This window comes from Silanimonas sp. (genome assembly GCF_044377035.1).
Lineage (GTDB): Bacteria > Pseudomonadota > Gammaproteobacteria > Xanthomonadales > Xanthomonadaceae > Silanimonas.
Genome location: NZ_JBILJW010000006.1, coordinates 31,384 through 52,807 on the forward strand (window position 1 = coordinate 31,384; position 21,424 = coordinate 52,807).

At 69.7% G+C, this 21,424-nt stretch carries 16 protein-coding genes; 10 read left to right on the forward strand and 6 right to left on the reverse strand.

The annotated features are described in order from the left end of the window. The first annotated feature begins 34 nt into the window (after positions 1-34). The 3 genes from secD (at position 35) to ACIQ6S_RS04580 (ending at position 6,262) form a co-directional block, all read left to right on the forward strand. A complete protein-coding gene (secD, locus tag ACIQ6S_RS04570; RefSeq protein ID WP_397607322.1) occupies positions 35-1,912 on the forward strand; it encodes a protein translocase subunit SecD in 1,878 nt (625 codons plus the stop codon). A gap of 13 nt (positions 1,913-1,925) precedes the next feature. After that, entirely contained in the window at positions 1,926-2,888 is a 963-nt protein-coding gene (secF, locus tag ACIQ6S_RS04575) for a protein translocase subunit SecF (RefSeq protein ID WP_397607323.1), read from the forward strand. A 95-nt stretch (positions 2,889-2,983) separates the two neighbouring features. Continuing rightward, on the forward strand, positions 2,984-6,262 hold the full coding sequence (locus ACIQ6S_RS04580; protein ID WP_397607324.1) for a diguanylate cyclase: 3,279 nt from the start codon (positions 2,984-2,986) through the stop codon (positions 6,260-6,262). Between the two features lie 10 nt (positions 6,263-6,272). On the opposite strand, the gene ACIQ6S_RS04585 is transcribed toward ACIQ6S_RS04580, so the two are convergent. Continuing rightward, the gene (locus ACIQ6S_RS04585) at positions 6,273-7,106 is read right to left on the reverse strand and encodes an inositol monophosphatase family protein (RefSeq protein ID WP_397607325.1); all 834 of its coding nucleotides are present in this window, start codon (positions 7,104-7,106) and stop codon (positions 6,273-6,275) included. A 95-nt stretch (positions 7,107-7,201) separates the two neighbouring features. Here ACIQ6S_RS04585 and ACIQ6S_RS04590 point away from each other — a divergent pair, with 95 nt between their 5' ends. From ACIQ6S_RS04590 to ACIQ6S_RS04600, 3 genes are all read left to right on the forward strand, one after another. Beyond that, entirely contained in the window at positions 7,202-7,960 is a 759-nt protein-coding gene (locus ACIQ6S_RS04590) for an RNA methyltransferase (protein ID WP_397607326.1), read from the forward strand. Between the two features lie 94 nt (positions 7,961-8,054). Beyond that, a complete protein-coding gene (locus ACIQ6S_RS04595) occupies positions 8,055-8,921 on the forward strand; it encodes a phosphate/phosphite/phosphonate ABC transporter substrate-binding protein (protein WP_397607327.1) in 867 nt (288 codons plus the stop codon). Next, on the forward strand, positions 8,918-11,044 hold the full coding sequence (locus ACIQ6S_RS04600) for a putative bifunctional diguanylate cyclase/phosphodiesterase (RefSeq protein ID WP_397572049.1): 2,127 nt from the start codon (positions 8,918-8,920) through the stop codon (positions 11,042-11,044). The genes ACIQ6S_RS04595 and ACIQ6S_RS04600 overlap by 4 nt, the downstream gene beginning before the upstream one ends. Positions 11,045-11,078: 34 nt before the next feature. Here the strand turns inward: ACIQ6S_RS04600 and ACIQ6S_RS04605 are convergent, their stop codons facing one another. From ACIQ6S_RS04605 to ACIQ6S_RS04615, 3 genes are all read right to left on the reverse strand, one after another. Beyond that, positions 11,079-11,696: an exopolysaccharide biosynthesis protein gene (locus tag ACIQ6S_RS04605; RefSeq protein WP_397607328.1), complete on the reverse strand. Its 618-nt coding sequence runs from the start codon at positions 11,694-11,696 to the stop codon at positions 11,079-11,081. Between the two features lie 9 nt (positions 11,697-11,705). Beyond that, positions 11,706-13,016 carry a hemolysin family protein gene (locus ACIQ6S_RS04610; RefSeq protein WP_397607329.1) on the reverse strand — a complete coding sequence of 437 codons (1,311 nt, stop codon included), beginning with the start codon at positions 13,014-13,016 and terminating at the stop codon, positions 11,706-11,708. Positions 13,017-13,127: 111 nt separating this feature from the next. Beyond that, a complete protein-coding gene (locus ACIQ6S_RS04615) occupies positions 13,128-13,535 on the reverse strand; it encodes a hypothetical protein (protein ID WP_297867259.1) in 408 nt (135 codons plus the stop codon). A gap of 33 nt (positions 13,536-13,568) precedes the next feature. Here ACIQ6S_RS04615 and ACIQ6S_RS04620 point away from each other — a divergent pair, with 33 nt between their 5' ends. Both ACIQ6S_RS04620 and ACIQ6S_RS04625 read left to right on the forward strand, forming a co-directional pair. Then, on the forward strand, positions 13,569-13,928 hold the full coding sequence (locus ACIQ6S_RS04620) for an MGMT family protein (protein ID WP_397607330.1): 360 nt from the start codon (positions 13,569-13,571) through the stop codon (positions 13,926-13,928). Between the two features lie 44 nt (positions 13,929-13,972). Continuing rightward, a complete protein-coding gene (locus ACIQ6S_RS04625; RefSeq protein WP_397607331.1) occupies positions 13,973-14,605 on the forward strand; it encodes a rhomboid family intramembrane serine protease in 633 nt (210 codons plus the stop codon). A gap of 51 nt (positions 14,606-14,656) precedes the next feature. Here ACIQ6S_RS04625 and rapA read toward each other — a convergent pair whose 3' ends face one another. Beyond that, positions 14,657-17,494 carry an RNA polymerase-associated protein RapA gene (gene rapA, locus ACIQ6S_RS04630; RefSeq protein ID WP_397607332.1) on the reverse strand — a complete coding sequence of 946 codons (2,838 nt, stop codon included), beginning with the start codon at positions 17,492-17,494 and terminating at the stop codon, positions 14,657-14,659. Further along, entirely contained in the window at positions 17,494-19,371 is a 1,878-nt protein-coding gene (locus ACIQ6S_RS04635; protein WP_397607333.1) for a M13-type metalloendopeptidase, read from the reverse strand. The genes rapA and ACIQ6S_RS04635 overlap by 1 nt, the downstream gene beginning before the upstream one ends. A 120-nt stretch (positions 19,372-19,491) precedes the next feature. Between ACIQ6S_RS04635 and ACIQ6S_RS04640 the strand changes: the two genes are divergently transcribed. Then, entirely contained in the window at positions 19,492-20,043 is a 552-nt protein-coding gene (locus ACIQ6S_RS04640) for a GbsR/MarR family transcriptional regulator (RefSeq protein ID WP_397607334.1), read from the forward strand. Next, positions 20,036-21,424, forward strand: coding sequence for a cytochrome ubiquinol oxidase subunit I (locus tag ACIQ6S_RS04645; RefSeq protein WP_397607335.1), 1,389 nt, complete (start codon positions 20,036-20,038; stop codon positions 21,422-21,424). Before ACIQ6S_RS04640 ends, ACIQ6S_RS04645 begins: the two co-directional genes overlap by 8 nt.

Below are 21,424 nucleotides of genomic sequence, written 5' to 3' on the forward strand. Positions count from 1 at the left end.
TTTGGTCGGCGCCCCGCCGGCCTGAAGTGACGCCATGCTCGAATACGCACGCTGGAAATACGTCGTCGCCCTGATCGTGCTGCTCGCCAGCACGCTTTACGCGCTCCCCAACCTCTACCCGCAGGACGCGGCGGTGCAGATCACCGCGAACCGCGGCTTCGCCGTCGACGACGCGCTCGACGCCCGCGTCGAGGCCCTGCTGAAGGACGCCGGGGTCGCGACGAAGTCGGTGCAGAAGGAAGGCGAGAGCCTGCTGGTTCGCCTCGATGCCGCTGACCAGCTGCGCGCCGCCGAGCTGCTGCGCCCCGCGCTGGAGCAGGGTTACACCGTCGCGCAGAACCTCGCGTCGACCGTGCCGGATTGGCTCGACATGTTCGGCGCCAGCCCGATGCGCCTCGGCCTCGACCTGCAGGGCGGCGTGCACTTCCTGCTCCAGGTCGACCAGAAGGCCGCCCTCGAGAAGCGCGAGAACAGCTACGCCGAACAGATCCGCGTGGTGCTGCGCGAGCAGAAGATCCCGTCGCAGGAAGTCACGGTTCGCCCGAACGACATCCTCGTGCGCCTCTCCCGCGCCGAGGACCTGTCCAAGGCGCTGAGCGTTGTCGCCGTGGACGCCCCCGAACTGCAGCTGCAGCCGCTCCGTGGCAGTGCCGGCCCAGGCTTCACCGCCAGCATCGCGCCGGCCGCGCTGCAGGCCCTGCTCACCGAGACCATCAACCAGAACGTTTCGATCCTGCGCAATCGCATCAACGCGCTGGGCGTGGCCGAGCCGATCGTCACCCGCCAGGGTGATTCGCGCATCGTCGTTCAGCTGCCCGGCGTGCAGGACACGGCCCTGGCCAAGCGCCTGATCGGCTCGACGGCGACGCTGGAGTATCGCGCCGCCCTGTTGACGGCCACCGACGCGATCGAAGCCGAACGCAGCGGCCGCGTGCCGCCGGAAGGCCGCATCTACTACATGCGCGAGCGCAATCCGGACGGCAGCCGCATCCCGGTGGTGCTGGCCAAGCGCGTGATCGCCGCCGGCGACCAGCTCGTGGCCGCCACCTCGATCACCGACCCGGAGTCCGGCACACCGGGCGTGTCGGTCACGCTGAACGCCTCGGCCGGCCAGCGCATGTTCGACTTCACCTCGCAGAACGTCGGCAAGCCGATGGCGGTGGTGTACATCGAGCGCGTGCCGGAAGTGCGCATCGTCGATGGCCAGGAAGTGCGCGGCACCAAGGTGACGGAAGAGATCATCAGCCTCGCTTCGATCCGCGGCGTGTTCAGCCGCAACTTCCAGACCACCGGCCTCGAGAGCCCGCAGGAAGCCCAGCAACTCGCCCTGCTGCTCCGTTCGGGCGCGCTGGCCGCGCCGATGGAGTTCGCCGAGGAGCGCATCATCGGCCCGTCGCTGGGCGCCGAGAACATCGCCCGCGGCCTCGAGTCGATCGCCGCCTCGTTCGTGCTCGTGCTCGTGTTCTTCGTCATCTACTACCGGATGTTCGGCGTCATCACCAACATCGCGCTGCTGCTCAACCTGCTGATGCTGGTTGCGGTGATGTCGATCGTCGGCGCCACGCTGTCGCTGCCCGGCCTCGCCGGCATCGCGCTCACCGTCGGCCTGTCCGTCGACGCGAACGTGCTGATCAACGAGCGCATCCGCGAGGAGCTTCGTGCCGGCAATACGCCGCTGAACGCCATCGCCACCGGCTACGAGAAGGCCGCCGGCACCATTGCTGATGCCAACGTCACCGCGCTGCTCGCTGGCATCGCGCTGTTCGTTTTCGGCACCGGCCCGGTGAAGGGCTTCGCCCTGTCGCTGATCATCGGCATCCTGACCTCGATGTACACCGCGGTGTCGGTGTCGCGCGGCGTCGCCACCCTCATCTACGGCCGCCGCCGCAAGCTGGCCGGCCTGGCGATCTGACCGGAGTTTCCCCGTGTTCCGACTCATCCCGTTCGATACGAACTACGACATCCTGCGCTGGCGCCTGCCGTCGCTGGCCATCGCCCTTGCGCTGATGGTCGCGGCCCTGGTGCTGATCCCGATGAAGGGCTTCAACTTCGCGCTCGACTTCACCGGCGGCACCGTCGCCGAGCTGAAGTTCGAGAAGGAACCCGACCTGGAGCGCGTCCGCGCGGCCCTCGAAGGCGCCGGCTACAGCAACCCGGTGGTGCAGACCTTCGGCGCGGCCAACGACATCGTGGTGCGCCTGCAGCCGCGCGAAGCCGAGGCGGGCGAAGCGGCGCTCCAGGAAAGCGCGGCGGCGACCGGTGGCGCGATCGCCGACCTGCTCGGCGAGCCCGGCAACAGCGTGACGGTCGTGCGCTCGGATTTCGTCGGCCCGCAGGTGGGCAAGGAGCTGGCCGAGAACGGCGTGTTGGCGATGTTCTTCGTGATCGTCGGCTTCCTCGTCTACATCACCTTCCGCTTCGAGTGGAAGTTCGCCGTGGCGGCCATCATCACGACCCTCCACGACGTGGTGCTGGTGGTGGGCTGGTTCGCGCTGACGCAGCACGAGTTCGACCTGATCGTGCTGGCCGGCGTGCTGTCGGTGATGGGCTACTCGATCAACGACACCATCGTGGTGTTCGACCGCGTGCGCGAGAACTTCCGTGGCCTGCACCATGTCAGCGCCAATGAGGTGCTGAACCGCTCGATCAACCAGACCCTTTCGCGCACGATCATCACCTCGGTGGTGGCGTTCCTGACCGTGCTGGCGCTCTACCTGTACGGCGGTGCGAGCCTCGAGGGCATGGCCGAAGCGCAGATGCTCGGCATCATCATCGGCACGCTGTCCTCGATCTTCGTGGCCTGCCCGCTGTTGATCTGGCTGAACGTCACCAAGCAGGACCTGCTGCCGAAGGCGAAGGACGACAGCGAGCTCGATCGCCGTCCCTGATTCGTTGCATGGTTTCGCATTCGAAGGCCGCGGAGCGATCCGCGGCCTTCGTCGTTCCGGGTACAGTGACGCCCTCGGCGCAGAGGGGAGCGAGGATGACGGGACGCTCGGCGTGGTCAGGTGGTTCGGAGCGATGGGGCGTGGCGCGGCGCTTGCCCGCGTGGCGGCATGCGCTCCGTGGCCTGGTCCTCGCGTTCGGTCTCATCGGCGTTGTTCCGTCGGTCTCTGCGTCGGTGGCCCCGGCGGCCCCGCTGATGTTCGAGCGCGTCGGCGACGTCGAGCAGGTGCCGGAAGGGGTCGTGACCGGCCTCGCGCAGGACGGGCAGGGCCTGCTGTGGATCGCCACCACCGGTGGCCTCGTGCGTTACGACGGCTACCGCTTTCGCCTCTACCAGACACAGCCCGACGACCCGTCCAGCCTTCCGGGCAACGTGGTGCGCGTGGTGCACCGCGCCCGCGACGGGCGCATCTGGGTGGGCACCGAGTCCGAGGGCGTGGCACGGTATGACGCCGCGACGGATCGCTTCGAACGCTTCGGCGAGGCGGAAGGCGTTCGCCTGCTGCCCATCCGTGCGCTGGCCGACGATGCCGAGGGCGGAATCTGGATCGGTTCGACGGGCGGCGGTCTGACCCGGCTCGATCCGAGCACGCGCCGCTCGGAAGTCTGGCGCCACGACCCGACATCGTCGATCTCCTTGCCCGATGACCGCATCTCGGCGATGCATGTCGATCGCGACGGCCATCTCTGGGTGGGGACCTGGCGGGGCCTCGTGCGACGCCGAGCGGGGACGGAAGTCTTCGAGCGGGTGCTTTCCGACGAGGGCGATCCACTGGGCTTCGCCAATGCGCGCATCCGCGCCATCGCCCAGATCGCGTCCGGTGACCTCTGGGTGGGGGCGCAGCAGGGCCAGGTCGCGGTGCTGCCCTACGCGGTGGTCACCGCTACCGGGGCGCCGTCTCCGGGGGTAGTGCGGCGCTGGTTGGGCACCGGCATCAGCTCGGTGGCCGAGCCGCTGCCGGGCGAGGTGTGGGTGGGTCACCCCGGCGGCATCGATGTGCATGCGGCGGAGGACGCGCGCTTGCTGCGGCCCATCCGCGCCGTGCCGGGCCAGGCCCTCGGGCTGGATCCGGCCGAGGTGCGCGCGCTGCTGGTCGACGACTCCGGCCTGCTCTGGGTGGGCAGCTTCGGTGGCGGCGTGCAGCGCACCGATCCGCGACCAAGGGGGCTGCTGAGCCGGCGCTACCAGCCCGGGGTCGATCCCGCGATGGCCCAGTTCAACGTGCTGACCATGGGCGAGGACAACGACGGCGGGCTGTGGCTCGGCTTGGCCGGCGTGGGCGTGGTGCGCATGGGCGCCGATCTCGCCTTGCGCGAGCTCCTGCGGCCGGGCGGCTCCGAGGCTGGTGCCTTCGAGGGCGACCAACCGTCGGGCGTGGCGGCCGGGGTGGATGGCAGCCTGTGGGTCGGGACCGAACGCGGGCTCTTCCTGCGTCGCAGCGGCAGGTCGGAATTCCAGCGCGTGGCGGGCCCCGAGTTCCTCGAGGGTTCGGCGGTGCGTCGCTTGTGGCCGGCTGCGGACGGCGGCCTCTGGGTGGGCACTGCCGATGGCCTGTTCGCCGTCGATGCCCAGGGCGGCACGCCGCAACGCATCGGCGACGCGGACGATCGGCGCGTCGAAGGCAGCGTCGAGGCAATGGCCTTCGATGCCGGCGGAGCGTGGGTCGGCGGCAGTTCCGGCCTGTTCTGGCTGGATACGGTGCAGCGGACGCTGCGCCGCGTCGAGACGCGCTTGGACGGCGAGGCGCACGCGTTCGACGTCAATGGGGTGCTCGTCGATCGGCAGGGCCGGCTCTGGGTGGATGCCGACGGACTGCACCGTGCCATCGGCCGGGCGGACGCTGCCGTCGATTTCGAGGCCATCAGCGCCCGCCACGGCGAGGGCGGCGTGAGCTTCGGCGCCAACCTGCTCGACGATGCGGACGGCCGGATCTGGAGCCAGCGCGCCCTCTACGATCCGGCCACGGACCGGTTCCGTCAGCTTTTGCCGATCGATGGCGCGCAGGTGGGCACGGGGTGGTTCCGCTCCTACGCCCGCTTCGGCGACGGCCGCCTGGCGTACGGCGGCCGCGAGGGCGTGCTGGTGGTGAGGCCGGAAGCCTTCGTGCCGTGGTCCTTCGCGCCACCGGTGGTGGTGACGGATGTCTACGTCGATGGCCGCCGACAGCCGGTCGGTCCGATGGCCGGCGAGTTCCGCGTTCCGGCCGGCGGGCGCGGATTCACCATCGAGTTCGCCTCGCTGGACTACAGCGCCGCCACGCGAAACCACCATCGCTATCGCCTCGAGGGCGTGGACCGGGAGTGGGTGGAGGCCAACCATGAGAGCCGCGTGGCCGCGTACGGCAACCTCTGGCCGGGGCGCTACCGCTTCTTCGTTCAGGGCGGCAATCGCAGCGGCGAGTGGAGCGAGGCACGGGAAGCCTTGACGATCGTCGTCGAGCCGCGCTGGTGGCAGACGCCCGCATTCGTGCTGCTCGCCTTCGCCCTCGCGGCCCTCGCGACCACCCTGCTGGTGCGCTGGCGCACGCGGGCCCTCGAGCGGGCACGCATGACGCTGGAGCAGGAAGTGGAGCGGCGCACGGCGGAGCTGCGTGTCCTGTCGGAAGCGCTACGCGTGCGGACCCGCGAGTTCGAGGAGGCCAGCCTCACCGACCCGCTCACGGGCCTGCGCAACCGCCGCTTCATGTCGCTGCAGATGGCTTCGGAGATGGCGCTCTGGGTCCGACGGAAGGCGCACCCGCCCGCCACCGAAGCGGCGAACGACATGGTGGTGTTCCTGATCGACGTCGATCACTTCAAGGCGGTCAACGACCGCCACGGCCACGCGGCCGGCGACGAACTGTTGCGCCAGTTCTCGGAGCGTCTGCGCGCCGTGTTCCGGTCGAGCGACCACCTGGTGCGCTGGGGCGGCGAGGAGTTCCTCGTGGTCGCTCGCGACACGCAGCGTGAGCGTGCGGCCGAGTTGGCGGAGCGGGTCCGCGATGCCATCGCCGGGGAGCCCTTCATCCACAACGGCACGCCACTGCCGCTCACCGCGAGCATCGGCTGGGCGCCGCTGCCGTGGGATGCAGCCTCGCCGCAGGCGCTGGGCTGGGAAGCGGTGGTGGCCTTGGCCGACCTCGCCCTCTACACGGTGAAGCAGGGGGGGCGGAACGGCTGGCTGGGCCTGCTGCCGAACGTCCCGCTACCGCCGGACGCCGACCTTGCGTGGGTGATGAAGCGCATGCCGAGGATGCTCACCTCCGGCGAGCTCCGTCTGGCGAGCAATCTCAACACCGACCGCCTCGCGCACCTGATCGCCTCGCAGGCGCGCTGAGGCGCGGCGCTCAGGCCGCGGCGTCGGGGTTCAGCGGCGGCGGCGCGAAGCTGGCGAGCCAGCCGGATTCCTGCACGGCCTTCTGCACGGCATCGACGACCTTCATCGAGCCGGCGATGCACTGGCCTTCGAACAGGATCTTCTCGTTGCGGCCCTTGAAGTCGCAGGCGCGGCCACCGGCCTCGCGCACCAGCAGGATGCCGGCAGCGATGTCCCAAGCCTTCACGCCGGCCTCGAAATAGCCGTCGGAACGGCCCGCGGCGACCCACGCCAGGTCGAGCGCCGCGGAACCGGTGCGGCGCACGTCTTCGGCGTCCTTCAGCAGCATCTCGATGCACTTCAGCTGCGGACCGATGCGCTTGCGCTCGCGCGGCGGGAAGCCGCTGATCAACACGGCGCCACCGATCTCGCGCTGCGTGTTGATGCGGATGCGACGGTCGTTGAGCACGGCACCGGCACCGCGCGAGGCGCAGAAAAGTTCGTTGCGCAGCGGGTCGTAGATCACCGCGTCGGTCGGCTCGCCGTTGTCCACGAGGGCGATCGAGACGCAGAAATGCGGGATGCCGCGCAGGTAGTTCGAGGTGCCGTCGAGCGGATCGACGATGAAGGTGTAGCGGCCCTTGCCGGTCTGGCCGGTTTCCTCGCCGAGGATGGCGTAGTCGGGGTAGGCGCGCTTGAGCTCGCGTATGATTTCGCGCTCGGCGAGGCCGTCCACTTCGCTGGCGTAGTCCTGGCGGGCCTTCTCGACGACGTTGAGGCTCTCGAGGCGCGACATGTTGCGCAGCAGGACGTTACCCGCGGCACGCGCGGCCTTGACCATGACATTGACGACAGGGTTCTGCATGCGCTGCCCGCCTCTTTCCGCTGGATTGTGTGAAGAACGATGGACCGGTCGTTGCCGGGCCGGCGCGGAGTTTAACCGATTCCCCGGAGGCAACCTTGCGCGCGCTTGAACGGGTCCGCATGGTGCTGGTGGGCACCCAGCATCCGCGCAACATCGGGTCTTCGGCCCGCGCGCTCAAGACCATGGGGTTCGGGGCGATGCACCTCGTGGCCCCGGAAAAATTTCCGCATCCCGACGCCTCGGCGCTGGCCGCGGGCGCCGATGACCTGCTCGACGGGGCATGCATCACCGCGACGCTGGCCGAGGCCGTGGCCGGCTGCACGCTGGTGCTGGGCAGCACCGCGACGCAGCGCGCCGTGCCGATGCCCGAGCTCACGCCTCGGGAGGCGGCCGTCCGGCTGCTGGAGGCCTCCCGTCACGGCGAGGTGGCCCTCGTGTTCGGCCCGGAACGCACCGGCCTCGAGAACGCCGAGCTGCAGCTCTGCCACGCATCCGTGTGCATTCCCACCGATCCGGACTTCAGTTCGCTGAATCTCTCGCAGGCGGTGCAGGTGCTGGCCTACGAGCTGCGCTTGGCCGCGATGGCCGAAGCGGGCGTGGACGCCGTGCGCGATCCGCTCGACGAGCGCCCGCCGGCCACGCACGACGAGATGGAGCGCTTCTTCGCGCACCTCGACGAAGCCCTACACGACATCGACTTCCACAAGGGCCGTAGCGGCATGACGGTGATGCGTCGACTGCGTCGGCTGTTCCTGCGCGCGGCGCCGGACGAGCGCGAGGTGCGCGTGCTGCACGGCATCCTCGCGGATGCGCAGCGCATGGCACGACTGGCCGGTGCCAAGAAGTCACAATAAACGTCAATCCGTGTCAGACTCGGCGGGTTACACGGTGTCAAGGCTGAGGATGGACGGGCGTAAACGGTTTCGTGCAGTCGCTGCGATGGTGTTCATGGCTTTGGCGCCTCTCGCCGCGGCCGATCCCGGCGTCCTCGTCCTCGGACGCATCAGCGACGATCCCCAACGGCATTACGACCAGCTGAAACCCTTGCTCGACTATGTCGTGCCGCGCATGGCCGACGTGGGCATCCGCGAAGGTCGCATCCTGATGGCGCGCGATACGTCGCGGATGACGAGCTACTTGCGCCACGGGCGCGTCGACTGGGTGACCGAGACCGCGGCCACCGGCCTCACCCTGATCAACCGCGCCAGCGCCCCGGTGCTGCTTCTGACTGAACGCAACGGCGTGAGCCATTACCGCTCGGTGGTCTTCGTCCGCAACGATTCGCCCATCCGGACGATCGGCGACCTGCGCGGCTATCGCCTGGCCTTGCAGAACCCGGGCTCGACAAGTGCCTACCTGCTGCCCGCGATCACCCTGCTCGATGCCGGCGTGCCGATGGAGATCCTGCCGTCGCCGACCGATCGTCCGCGCAGCGGCGGCGTCGGCTACGTCTTCGGCAACACCGAAGCCAACATCGCCACGTGGGTGATGAAGGGCGTCGTCGATGCGGGCGCGTTCAGCGACGTCGACTTCGCGGAGCTTCAGGAGCGCGATCCGCGCGCAGCCTCGCTGCGCGTCGTGGGCCGCAGCATGAGCGCGCCGAGGGCCATGGAGATCGTGCGCGCCGACCTCGATCCGCGCGTGCGCGACCGCCTGCGCACCGTCCTGCTGCAGGCCTCGGTCGACCCGGATGCCGCGCCCGCGCTGCGGCGCTTCTTCGGCACCACCCGATTCGTCGAACTGACGCCCGAGAATGCCGCGGCACTCGACGTGCTGTCCGAAGCCGCCCGCCGTACCCGGGAGGCGATCGAGTGACGTTCCGCTGGACCTTGCGCGCCCAAATGCTTGGCTGGGTCATGCTCTGCGTGGGCACGATGGCCTTGATCTTCGCCGGTTTGATCTGGCGCGAGCAGCGCAGCTTCGTGTCGATGCGGGAGGGCGGCGACGCCCTCGTCCTCGACGTGGTGCGCGATGGCTTGCAGCAGCGCGGTTCCGCGCTGGCCAACCAGCTCGCCAACGCAGTGGCCAACCCGCTGTACTTCCTCGACCTCGAGCGGATCGGCGAGTACGCACGCAACACCGGCCAGCAGGCCGACGTCGAATACGTGCTCGTCGCCGACGCGCAAGGCCGGATCGTGCATGACGGCAGCCGCGACATCGCGCGCTTCGGCGAGTCGCTGCCCGAACTCGCACCCGTGGGGGGCGCGCCCGCGGAGGCTCTGCGCGGCGGAATCGAGGCCCACTGGGCCGATGGCCTGCTGCACCTGAGCGCGCCGGTGCGCCTCGGCGAGCAGCGGGTGGGCTGGGTGCGGCTGGGGCTTTCGATGGACGAGGGCGCGCGCGCCGCCCAGGTCTGGAGCCGGACCGTGGAAACCCGGTTGGCGGAAACGCGTGCCGCCCACGTGCGCTGGCTGCTCGGCGGCCTGACCCTGATCGCGAGCTTCGGCCTGATCGGGTTGTATTCGTTGCGCCGGAACGTGCTGAAGCCGATCCGCGCCCTGGCCGAGGCGGCTCTCGCCGTCGAAGGGGGGCGCTACGCCGAGGCGCGGAACCTCGCGGCCCGCGACGACGAGATCGGCGACCTGACCAAGGTCTTCTCGCGCATGGCGGAGTCGGTTGCGCGCCACGAACGCGACATCCGCCGCATCGCCTACACCGATCCGCTCACCGGCCTCGGCAACCGGCTGGCCTTGAGCGAATCGCTGGAGTCGCGGCTGCTGACCCTGCAGGCCAGCAGTGGCGAGCTGGCGCTGATGTTCATCGACCTCGACGACATCAAGCGCGTGAACGACACCCTCGGCCACCATGTTGGCGACGAGCTGCTGGTCGACGTCGCCGCGCGCATCCGCAGCGCCTGCGCCGAGGAAGGCATCGACGGCGCGGAACTCGCACGCTTCGGCGGCGACGAGTTCGTGGTGCTGTTCCCCGAGGCGGACGTCCGCCAGCGCGCCGAGTCGCTCGCTGGTCGCATCCTCGCGGCGATCAGCGCGCCGCTCACCCTGCAGGATCGCGATCTCGTCGTCTCCGGCTCGATCGGCATCACGGTGTTTCCCGACGATGCCGCCTCGGCGGCGCAAATGGTGAAGAACGCCGACATGGCCATGTACCAGGCCAAGGCGGCGGGCAAGGGCTGCTTCCGCTTCTACTCGCTCGCGCTCGACGAGGAAGTGGAACGGCGCGTGCGCCTCGAGCACGACCTGCGCGGCGCTTGGGAGCGCGGCGAGATGAGCCTCGCGTTCCAGCCGATCTTCGACCTCACGGATGGGCGCGCGGTCGGCGCGGAAGCATTGTTGCGCTGGACGCATCCGGAGCTCGGCCTGGTGCCGCCTTCGATCTTCATCGGCATCGCCGAGGACAGCGGCCAGGTCGAGGTGATCGGCCACCGCGTGCTGGAGGAGGCGATGCGCGCGGCCACGCGCTGGCCCGTCCCGCACGGCACGCGCGCGCCGTTCGTGGCGATCAACGTCTCGCCCCGCCAGCTTTCGCTCGGCAACCTGCCGGAGACCGTGGAAGGCGCGCTGCAGCGCACCGGCCTCGATCCGAATCGCTTACACCTCGAACTGACCGAAACCGCCATCCTGCGCGACGAGGCCCAAGCCACCGCGGCGTTCACCCGCCTGCGCGCGCTCGGCGTCGGCGTCTGGCTCGACGATTTCGGCACTGGCTTCTCCGGGCTCTCGCACCTCCGCCGCGTGCCCGTCGACGGCGTGAAGATCGACCGGAGCTTCATCACCGACCTGCTGCGCGACCCGAACGACCTGGCCCTCACCAGCGGCGTCATCGCGATGGCGCATTCGCTCGGCGTGACGGTCGTGGCGGAGGGCATCGAGAACGTGGGGCAGCACGATCTGCTGCGCGAACGCGGCTGCCCGCTGGGCCAGGGCTTCTACCTCGGGCGTCCACTGCCCGCCGAGGACGTGGGCCGGCTGTTCGGCTGAGCGCCGCGACCGCCGCGCCGAAGGGCGCCGCCGCTCAGAACCAGGCGGCCACGCGCTCGCCGAAGCTGAGCAGCAGCTTGGCGACGTCGTCGACAAACAGTGCGACCAACAGCACCTCGATCACGCCGAGGGCCCACGCCATCGCCAGCGTCCGCCCATCGCGTTCGATCAGGGCCACCGCGAACACCAGCAGCACGAGGCCGAACGGGTAGTTGGTGAGCGGGATGGGCAGGGCCAGCAGCCCGCCGAGAACCACCAGCAACAGCCCACTGGTGGCCTTCGCCGCCGGGTGGTCGATCATCGCGGGCCAGCGCGGACGGCTCACGTGTTCCAGCCAGGCCAGAGGTCGCGCCAGCCGCACACGGAAGCGGTCCAGCGAAGCCGTGGACACCGGCCGCCGTTGGAGCCAGCGCGGCAGCCACGGGTGCTCGGCCTGGGCCAGCAGTTGCAGCCCGGCCAGTGAAACGAGCGGGCCGCTGATGGCACCGGCACCGGCGGGCAGCGGGAGGAAGGCAGGCAGGATGGCCAACAGCAGGAACAGCCCGAAAGCGCGCTCGCTGAAGGCGTCGAGCAGGTCGGCGAGGGGCAGGGTGCCGGGATGGTCGCGCGCGATCCGCTCGAACAGCCGCTGCGTGGTCAGCCCGTCATCCATGCGCCGCGGTCAGGCCTCGGCGCTTTCGTCGCGCTCAAGGCGCTCCACCAGCAGCTTGTCGATGCGGGCGCCGTCGCGGTCGATCACTTCGATGCGCCAGCCTTCCCAGGTGAAATGCTCGCCAGCGTCGGGGATGCGGCCGAACTGCGCCATCACCATGCCGGCGATGGTGTGGAAATCGTGGTCTTCCTCGCCGGGGAGTGCGCTGACGCGCAACAGCTCGCGCGTCTCGTCGCTGGGCAGGCGGCCGTCCACCAGCCAGCTGCCGTTATCGCGCTGCACGAGCAGCGGCTCTTCGTCGCTGGCCTCGTGCGGGGCTTGGCCGCGGCCCATCACGGCGCCGAGGAGGTCGCTGGCGGTGACGGCGCCGATCACTTCGCCGTATTCGTCGACGACGAGCGCCATCGTCTGCTGCTCTTCGCGGAAAATTTCCAGCAGGCGCATCGACTGCGTCGATTCCGAGACGAACAGCGCGGGCTTCAGCGTGGCGAACAGATCGACGCTGCCGCCCTGGCCGAGACGCCCGGTGAGGCTTTTCACTTCGAGGATGCCCAGCACCTCGGCATCGTTGCCGCGATACACCGGATAGCGCGAATACGGCGTCTCGCGCATGGTGGCGAGGTTGTCCTCGAGCGGCAGGTTGGCGTCGAGCCAGGTGATGCGCGTGCGCGGCGTCATCAGGCTGGCCGCGCTGCGGTCGCCGAGGCGAAGCACGCGGTTCACCATCGCCTGCTCGTCGGCATCGATGATGCCCTGCTCGTGGCCTTCGGCGACCAGCAGTCGGATCTCTTCCTCGGTGACGCGGTCGCCGTCGCTGCGATCGGCGCGCAGCAGCTTCAGCAGTAGCTTCGTCGACGTCGCGAGGATGAAGACGAACGGCTTGGCGACCATCGTCATCACGCCCATCGGCAGCGCGACGAGGGCGGCGATGCGCTCGGGATACAGCGTGGCGACGCGCTTCGGCACGAGTTCGCCGAACACGACCGACCCGTACAGGATCACCGCGAAGCTCACGGCGTAGGCGATCCACTCGGCCCACTTCGGGTCGAGGCCCGATTCGAGCAGCGGCGGGCGCAGGTGCACCGCGAAGGTCTCGGCGCCGAAGTGGCCGAGCAGCAGGCCGAGCAGGGTGATCCACACCTGCACCGAGGACAGGAAGCCGTCGGGATGCTCGGCCAGCTCCAGCGCCTTGCGCGCGCCGCGGCTCTCCTTCGCCAGCTGCTTGAGACGCCCCTTGCGCGAGGTCATCACGGCCATTTCGGACATCGCAAAGAAGCCGTTCGCGAGGGTCAGGACGATGATCAGCAGGAACTCGATCACGGGCGCGGCTCCGGGGTCAGCGCCAGGAATCGTCGCAAGTCAGGGTCGTCGGGCATGGTGGGGCGGGAGAGGGACGGGCGGGGAGTCTACCAATGGGGCTGGCGCCGGGCGTTACAGCAGGTCGCCGCCGGCCGAGAGCAGGCGCTCCATGCGATCGCCCTGGCCGCCGATCTCGAGGACCAAGCGGTCCAGTTCTGCGCCGTCGAGGCCGGCGTAGGGGCGGTTCTCGCAGAGCTGCAGGTAGGGCACGCCGTCAAGTTCGCCGATGGCCAGCCAGCCCACGCGGGAGTGCCAGTTGTAGGCGAGCATGCGGCGCGCGTCGATGCCGGTGATCGGCGCGATGATGGTGCTGGCGCGCAGCAGCCGGCGGCCGTCGTCGTCTTCGAGTTCGGCCAGGAACACGCTCTGGTGCCGCTTGCCGGCGTCCAGCGACAGTTCGACGCAGAGCACGTACGGGTCGTTGGTGGTGATACGGAAGTGCGACTGCACGTGGCCGCGGATCTGTTCGAAGTTCTGCATGGCGGGTTCCTTGGGTGCGGGTATCGTACCGCCATGACCATGACGACGAACGCCAAGGCCATCCTCGCGGTGATCCGCCGCATCCCGGCGGGCGAGGTGCGCGGCTACGGCGAGGTGGCTCGCGAGGCGGGCTTCCCTCGCGGTGCGCGGCTGGTGGCGCGGGTGCTCAGCGAGAACACCGACCCGGCACTGCCTTGGCACCGGGTGCTGCGCTCGGATGGGCGCATCGCGATGCCGGCGGACAGCCCCGGCTTCGCCGAGCAGTCGGCGCGGCTGCGTGCCGAAGGGGTGGTCGTGGAGAACGGGCGCGTCCGCAGCCCGCGGCGCACGGCGGCGGAAACGCTGGATGCCCTGCTTTGGGCGCCGCCGGCCGCGACGCGAACGAAACGCTGACGCCGGTATCATCCGGGCGTCTTCACCACTGCCCCGAGGGCCCTGTGCCGCGCCTGCCTCCCGTCACGCTGTACTTGTTGTGGATCCTGACCGGCACGTTCGCCCTGCAATGGCTGGTGGGCGAGCCGATGGTGCGGTGGTTCGCCCTGTGGCCGGTCGGCAGCGAAGGCTTCGGCGGCGGTGGTTTTCTGCCTTGGCAGCTCGTCACCTACGCAGCCCTGCATGACGACTTCATCCACCTGTTCTTCAACGCCTTCATGGTGTGGATGCTGGGGGCGATGCTGGAGTCGCAGTGGGGCACGCGCCGCTATGTGCAGTTCGTGCTGGCCTGCGTCCTCACCGCCGGCGCGGTGCACCTGCTGTTCGGACTCGCCGGTGTGTTCCCGCCCGGCCCGGCGCTCGGCATCTCGGGCCTCGCCTACGGCCTGCTGCTGGCCTACGGCCTGATGTACCCCAACCAGCAGCTGATGCTGCTGATCCCGCCGGTGCCGATCAAGGCGAAGTACCTGGTGATGATCCTCGCCGGGCTCGCACTGTTCATGGGCTTGAATTCGCCGGGCGGCGTGGCGCACTTCGCCCACCTCGGCGGCATGCTCGGCGCCTGGCTGGTGATGCGTTACTGGCGCGGCGATCCGCCGTTCGGCAAGCGTCGGCCGACGCTGCGCTCGGTGCGCTGAGGCAGGACAGCACGACCACGGCGCCGAAGCACGGCGTCGTGGCTTGGCGCGCTAGCGTCGCAGCAGCAGGAAATCCGGGCTGGTGATCAGCCGCACCGAGTCGAGGCGCGGGCGCGCGCCGGGCAGGGCGGCCAGCACGGCCTCGCGCTCGTCGCGCAGGGCCTGCACGTCGGACTCGCTGACGGCCGGGTTCACGCGGGCCAGCGATTCGAGGCGGGCGAGTTCGCCGCCCAAGCGCGTCTCGGCGAGTTCGGCTGCTTCGGCGATCACCGTCGCGGCATCGCGGCGAGCGCTGGTTTCGCAGGCGCCGAGCATCGGCGGCACGAGGCTGTTCATCACCTTGCGCATCGGCGAGAGGTCGAACTGGCGGTCGGACGCCTTCGCCACCGAATCGGGATCCGGCGCGAAATCGTCGCGGCGCTGCAGGCGCGTGTCGACGATGGCGCGCAGCGGCGTGGGCGGCAGGAAGCGCGCGATGTTGAGCTTGGCGTCGGTGATGCACTCGAGCACGTAGATGGCTTCGAGCAGCGCCGTGCGCGGTGGCAGCGTTTCGTCGATCAGCAGGCAGGCGTTGCCGAGCTCGGAACTCAGCATCAGGTCCTGCGCGCCGAGGATCAACGGGTGGTCGGCGCGCAGGTAGAGCAGGTCGTCGCGCGACAGGGCCAAGCGACGGTCGCAGGTGGCCTCGCGGGCGCCGCCCTTCAGCGCGTCGAAGCCGTCGACGGTGAGGTACTCCGGATCGAGCAGGAAGCGGCCTTCACCCAGTGGCTCGTTCTCGACGCCGAAGGCTTCGAGCAGTTCGAGCATGGCCTCTTGCGAGACGAGGTCGGCGTCGTCCTCGGCGAGGGCGGCGCGCAGTTCATCGGCCTCCGCACGCTGGCTGGCGCGTTCGAGCAGGCGGTCGCGGCCGCGGGCGATCTGTTCCGCGAGCTCGGCATGCGCGCCGCGGGTGTCGGCGATGAGCTGCTCGAGCGCGGGCTCGCGGCCGATGGGATCGGCTTCCGCCAGCGCGACGAGTTCATCGACGCTGCGACGCAGAAGCTCGCGGCCGTCCGGCACCACGCCGCGGAAGGCGTCGAGGCCTTCGTGGTACCAGCGCAGCAGCACCTCCTGCGCACTGCCGGTGACAGCGGCGGCGTGGATGTGCACGTCGCCGGGCTGGCCGATGCGGTCGAGGCGGCCGATGCGCTGCTCGAGCATGTCGGGGTGCAGCGGCAGGTCCCAGAGCACCAGATGCTGGGCGAACTGGAAGTTGCGGCCTTCGGCGCCGACTTCCGAGGCGATCAGCACACGCGCGCCGTCCGGGTCGGCGAAGAACGCGGCATTGCGGTCGCGCTGCAGCAGGTTCATGTCTTCATGGAAGCGCGCGACCGGCTGGCCCCAGCGCAGTCGCAGCGCCTCCTCGATGGCCTGCACCTTGGCGCGGGAGCGGCAGAGCACCAGCGCCTTCTCGCCGCCGAGCGCGTTCAGCGTCTCCAGCAGCCAGTCGAGGCGCGGGTCCTTGGCGTAGTCGTGCACCGGCTCCTCGTCGAGATCGCCGACTTCGAAGGCGAACTCGGCGCGCAGGCGGCCCAGCAGCTCGGAATCGTCGGTGGCGGGCAGCAGGTCGACGTGGGCGATGCGCTTCGGGAAACCACCGACCGCGGCGCGGCGGTTGCGCACCATCACGCGGCCGGTGCCGTGGCGGTCGACCAGCGCGTCGATGAGCACTTCGCGTGCGACAAGGTCGCCGGTTTCGATGGCGGCCAGCGTGGCGTCCAGCCATTCACGGTCGTTGGCGAACAGGTCGTTCAAGGCCTCGCCATCGGCGCGGGTGACGTCGCCGGCCTCGATGCGTTCGGCCAGCTGCGACAGCGCGACGAAGCGGTCGGATTCGGCGAGGAAACTCTTGAGGTCGGTGTAGCGCGCCGGATCGAGCAGGCGCAGGCGCGCGAAGTGCCCGCCGCGGCCGAGCTGCTCCGGCGTGGCGGTGAGCAGCAGCAGGCCGGGCACGCGCTTGGCGAGCGCCGCCACCAGCGTGTAACCGGGGCTTTCGAACTCGGGCGTCCAGATGAGGTGGTGCGCCTCGTCGACGAGCAGCAGGTCCCAGCCGGCCTGCACCAGCTGCTTCATGCGCTTGTCGTGCTCGGTGAGCCAATCCACCGAGGCGAGCACGAACTGCTCGTCCTCGAAGGGGTTGCTCGAGGGCTCGTTCATCTCGAGCGCCTCGCAGCGCTCCTCGTCATAGATGGCGAAGGGCAGGTTGAAGCGCCGCAGCAGTTCGACGAACCACTGGTTGACGAGGCTTTCCGGCGTCAGCACCAGCACGCGCTTGGCGCGGCCACTGGCGATCTGCTGCGCGGCGATGGCGCAGGCCTCGATGGTCTTGCCGAGGCCGACTTCATCGGCCAGCAGCAGGCGCGGCGTGCGGCGCGCGGCGGCGGTCTCGACCACGCGCAGCTGGTGCGGGATGAGGTCGACGCGGGCGCCCAGCACGCCCCAGCCAGGATGGCGGCGCGCGCGGGCCCGGAGGTCGAGCGTGCGGACGCGGCGTTCGAACTGGTCGTTGCGGTCGATGCGGCCGCTGATCAGGCGCTGGTCGGCCTTCGACACCGGTTGCTCGGCATCGAGCGCGCCTTCCATGAATTCATCGTTGCCGGCGCGGTACCAGACGAGGCCGGCGCGCTCTTCCACCGACTCGATGGCGATCTCCTTGCCGTCCATGCGCACGCGGTCGCCGGCGCGGAACACCGCGCGGACTAGGGGCGCGGCTTCGAGCGAGTACTGGCGCACGGTGCCGGAGGCGGTGAAGACGAGTTGCACGCTGCGGCCCGCGATGCGAAGCACGGTGCCGAGACCGAGCTCCGGCTCGGCGGACGAAAACCAGCGTTGACCGGGAACCAGAGCCATCAGCGCCACACCCCGATCGGGTTGGCGGCGCGCATCACGGCGCCCACGCGGCAGCCGTAGGTCTCGCCGAAAGCGGGCAATTGCGAGAGCGGGCCATTAACGCGGAAGGCGGCCGGCGCGTACGGCGAACCCTGCACCTCGGCGCGAAGCGCCTCGGTGGTCTGGGTCTTGGCCCAGAGGTTCGCCCAGGCGGTGAAGAAGGCCTTCTTCGTGTTGGCATCCGCCTGCGGCTGCGCCTTGGTGAAGGCTGCCCAGGCGAATTCGAGGCCAGCGAGGTCGGCTCGGTTCATCGGCAGGGTGCGTGCGCCATCGACGCGCAGGCCCGGTGCGGCCTGGAACCCGTTGTAGAGCGGGCCGAGCGCGGCACCGCGGTTGCCGGGCGTCAGGCGCTTGGCGAGTTCGTGGCCGACCAGTGCGCCCAGGGCGCCATAGTCGGCCGCGTCCGCCGTGGTGCCGGCGTCGCCGAGCAGGGGCGGCGAAAGGGCCGCGGCCGTGATGGCCAGCGTGTCGGTGCCGGTCAGCCACTGCACGGCAGGAACGCGAGCTGGCAGCGGATCGATGGCGAGGGGGCGGTCGGCGAGGATGCGACCCTCCGCCCAGCGCCCGTAACGCAGCAGGTTGCCGACATGGTCGTCGGCGCGGAACTCGAGGCCGGTCGCGTCGAAAGTGTTTGACCCGTTGCCCGCGATGTCGAAGCGCATGGCCTGCAGGCGCTGCGCGTCTTCGGTGGCTCCGGCCTTGCCCGCCATCTCGACGGCGGCGGCGCGCACGCCTTCAGCCAGTGCCAAGGCGCGCTGGCGGCGGGCCTCCGGCGCATGGCGGGCGTTGAAGGCCGCGTCGTTCAGGCCGCCGAGCGTGCGGCGCAGCAGGGTGTCCATGTGCTCCGCGCGCGACGGTGCCGCGGGCAGGCCGCGCAGGATCTGCGCGAAGAACCCGCCATGGGCGTTGCGGAAGGTGCCGCCGAGTTCCGGGGCGAAGCGGTTGAGCACGCGGAAGCGCAGGTACCACTGCAGGCGCTTGGTGTCGCGCTCCGCACTGGCGATCTGGCCGAGCGTGGCGAAGTAGGCCGGGCTGACGACCACGAGGTCTTCGCTGCGCGCACCGAGCTGCTTGAGCAGGTCGGCGAAGCCGAGGGCGATGAAGCGGCGGTCCTGCGCCCGCAGGGTGTCGCTGCTGCGGGCCTCCGGGCCTTCGCCGACCAGTGCCTGGGCGAGCTGGGTCTCGATCTGCAGCACGGCTTCGGAGGCCGGGCTGATTTCGGCGTCGGGCAGGCCGCTGGCGCGCAGCACCGCCTCGACATAGGTGCGGTACTTGCCGAGCAGCGTCCGCACTTCGGCGTCATTCGTCGTGTAGAAAGCCGGATCGATCAGTCCGAGGGCGGCCGGCACGGCGGCCAGCGGACGGCGGCCACCGTCAGTGGCTTCAAGGCGGACGAATTCAGCCATCGGTGCCACGCCGAGGGCGTGGTAGGCGGCACCCACCTTGGCGAGGTCGCGGGGGCGGCGCAGCTGGGCGAGCGGGGCCAACAGCGTCTGCACCGCCGCGGCGCTCTGGCGCTCCAGACCGGCCTCGTCCATGCCCGCGGCCCAGAAGGCCCCCAGCGTCTTTTCCTGATCGTTCTGCGGGCTGGTGGCCGCGGCGGCCAGCAGGGCGGCCTGCTTCTGCGCGGCGCTGGCGCCGAGTTCGGCCAGGCGGCTGCGCTCCGGTTGGGCGGCCGAGGCCGGGTTCGCCAACCGCCACGCATGGTTGGCGTGGCCGTTGAAGTCGGCGCAGGCCAGCGGCGCGGCGGGTGTCCGGGCGCCCCGGTTCTGCGCCGCGGCGGGGGAAAGGGCGAGGACGGCCACCGCGAGGGCGGCGGTCAGAGCGAGCGTGCGCATGGGCGAGCCGGATTCCGTGGGGGCGCAAGTTTACGCCGGTCGAACGGAGTCTCGACTCTTCACGCGGCAAGGATCGGGGATGCCTAGAATTTCAGAAATTCCTGAAACTACGTGAACGCCATGCTCAGTCCGCTGGTCCAGCGCTTCGTCCTCCACTTCGGCGAGATGGGCAGCCGCTGGGGCATCAACCGTACGGTCGGGCAGATCTACGCCCTGCTGTTCGTGAGCCCGAGGCCGCTCAACGCCGACGAGATTGCGGAAGGGCTGGCGTTCTCCCGTTCGAACGTCAGCATGGGCCTGAAGGAACTGCAGAGCTGGCGGCTGGTGAAGCTGCAGCACCTTCCCGGCGACCGCCGCGAATACTTCTCCGCCCCCGAGGACGTCTGGGCCATCTTCCAGACCCTCGCCGAGGAGCGGCGCAAGCGCGAGGTCGACCCGACCCTCTCGATGCTCCGCGACGCGCTGCTCGAATCCCCCGCCGACCCCGCCGACCGCCATGCGCAGGAGCGCATGCGCGAGATGCACGACCTGATCGAACTCACCACGGGGTGGTTCGAGGACGTGCGCGCCATGGACCAGGAGCGCCTCGTGGAGCTGATGAAGCTCGGCAAGAAGGTGGGGAAGCTGCTGGACGCCCGTGACCGCTTCATCGGAGGCAAGAGCCATGCTTGATGCACTCGACCCACTGCTGCTGGCCCGCATCCAGTTCGCGGCCAACATCAGCTTCCACATCCTGTTTCCCACCATCACCATTGCACTGGGCTGGGTGCTGCTGTTCTTCAAGTGGCGCTTCGGCCGGACCGGCGACGCGAAGTGGATGGACGCCTACGGCTTCTGGGTGAAGGTGTTCGCGCTGAGTTTCGCGCTCGGCGTGGTGAGCGGCATCACCATGAGCTTCCAGTTCGGCACCAACTGGCCGGGCTTCATGGAGCGCGTCGGCAACATCGCCGGGCCGCTGCTGGCCTACGAGGTGCTGACGGCCTTCTTCCTCGAGGCGACCTTCCTCGGGATCATGCTGTTCGGCTTCAAGCGCGTGGGCAACCGCATCCATACGCTGGCCACCTTCCTCGTCGCCTTCGGCACCACGATGTCGGCGTTCTGGATCATCGTGCTGAACTCGTGGATGCACACGCCGCAGGGCTTCGAACTGCGCGACGGCGTGGCGCACGCGACGGACTGGATGGCCATCGTCTTCAACCCGTCGATGCCCTGGCGTTTCAGCCACATGCTGGTGGCCTCGTTCCTCACCGTCGCCTTCCTGCTGGCGGGGCTCTCCGCCTACCGCTGGCTGCGCGGCGACCGTGCGCCGGCGGTGCTGGCAGCGATGCGAACGGGTGTGTTCATGGGCGCGTTGTTGATCCCGGTGCAGATCGTGCTGGGGGATTTCCACGGCCTGAACACGCTGAAGCACCAGCCGCAGAAGATCGCCGCCATCGAGGCGATCTGGGAGACCGAGCGCGGCGTTCCCCTGGTGTTGTTCGGGTTCCCCGATGAAGAGGCGCGAACGACGCATATGGCGGTGGAAGTGCCGAAGCTTGCCTCGGTCATCCTCACCCACGACCCGGACGGTGAACTGAAGGGGCTCAACGAGTTCGAAGGCAAGCACCCGCCGGTGGCGCCGGTGTTCTGGGCCTTCCGCATCATGGTGGGCATCGGCATGGCGATGCTGGCGGTTGGCTTCTGGGGCGCGTGGGTGCTGAAGCGCAAGCGCGAGCCGACGCCGTGGCTGTCGCGCGTTCTGGTGCTGATGACCTTCTCCGGCTGGGGCGCGGTGATCGCCGGCTGGTACACGACGGAGATCGGTCGCCAGCCTTGGCTGGTGCAGGGTGTGCTCACCACCGCCGATGCCGCGAGCGCGGTGCCCGCACCGATGATCGGACTGACGCTGGTGGGCTATCTCGTGATGTACGCGGTGCTGCTCGCGGCCTACATCAGCGTGGTCTTCTACATGGCCCGGAAGGCCGGCACGCGCGCGGAAACGCCGCAGGCCGAGGGGCCGGGCGTCGTGCCGTTCGCCGACGCTTCGTCGGGCCTGACGGCGAAGGAGGCTTGA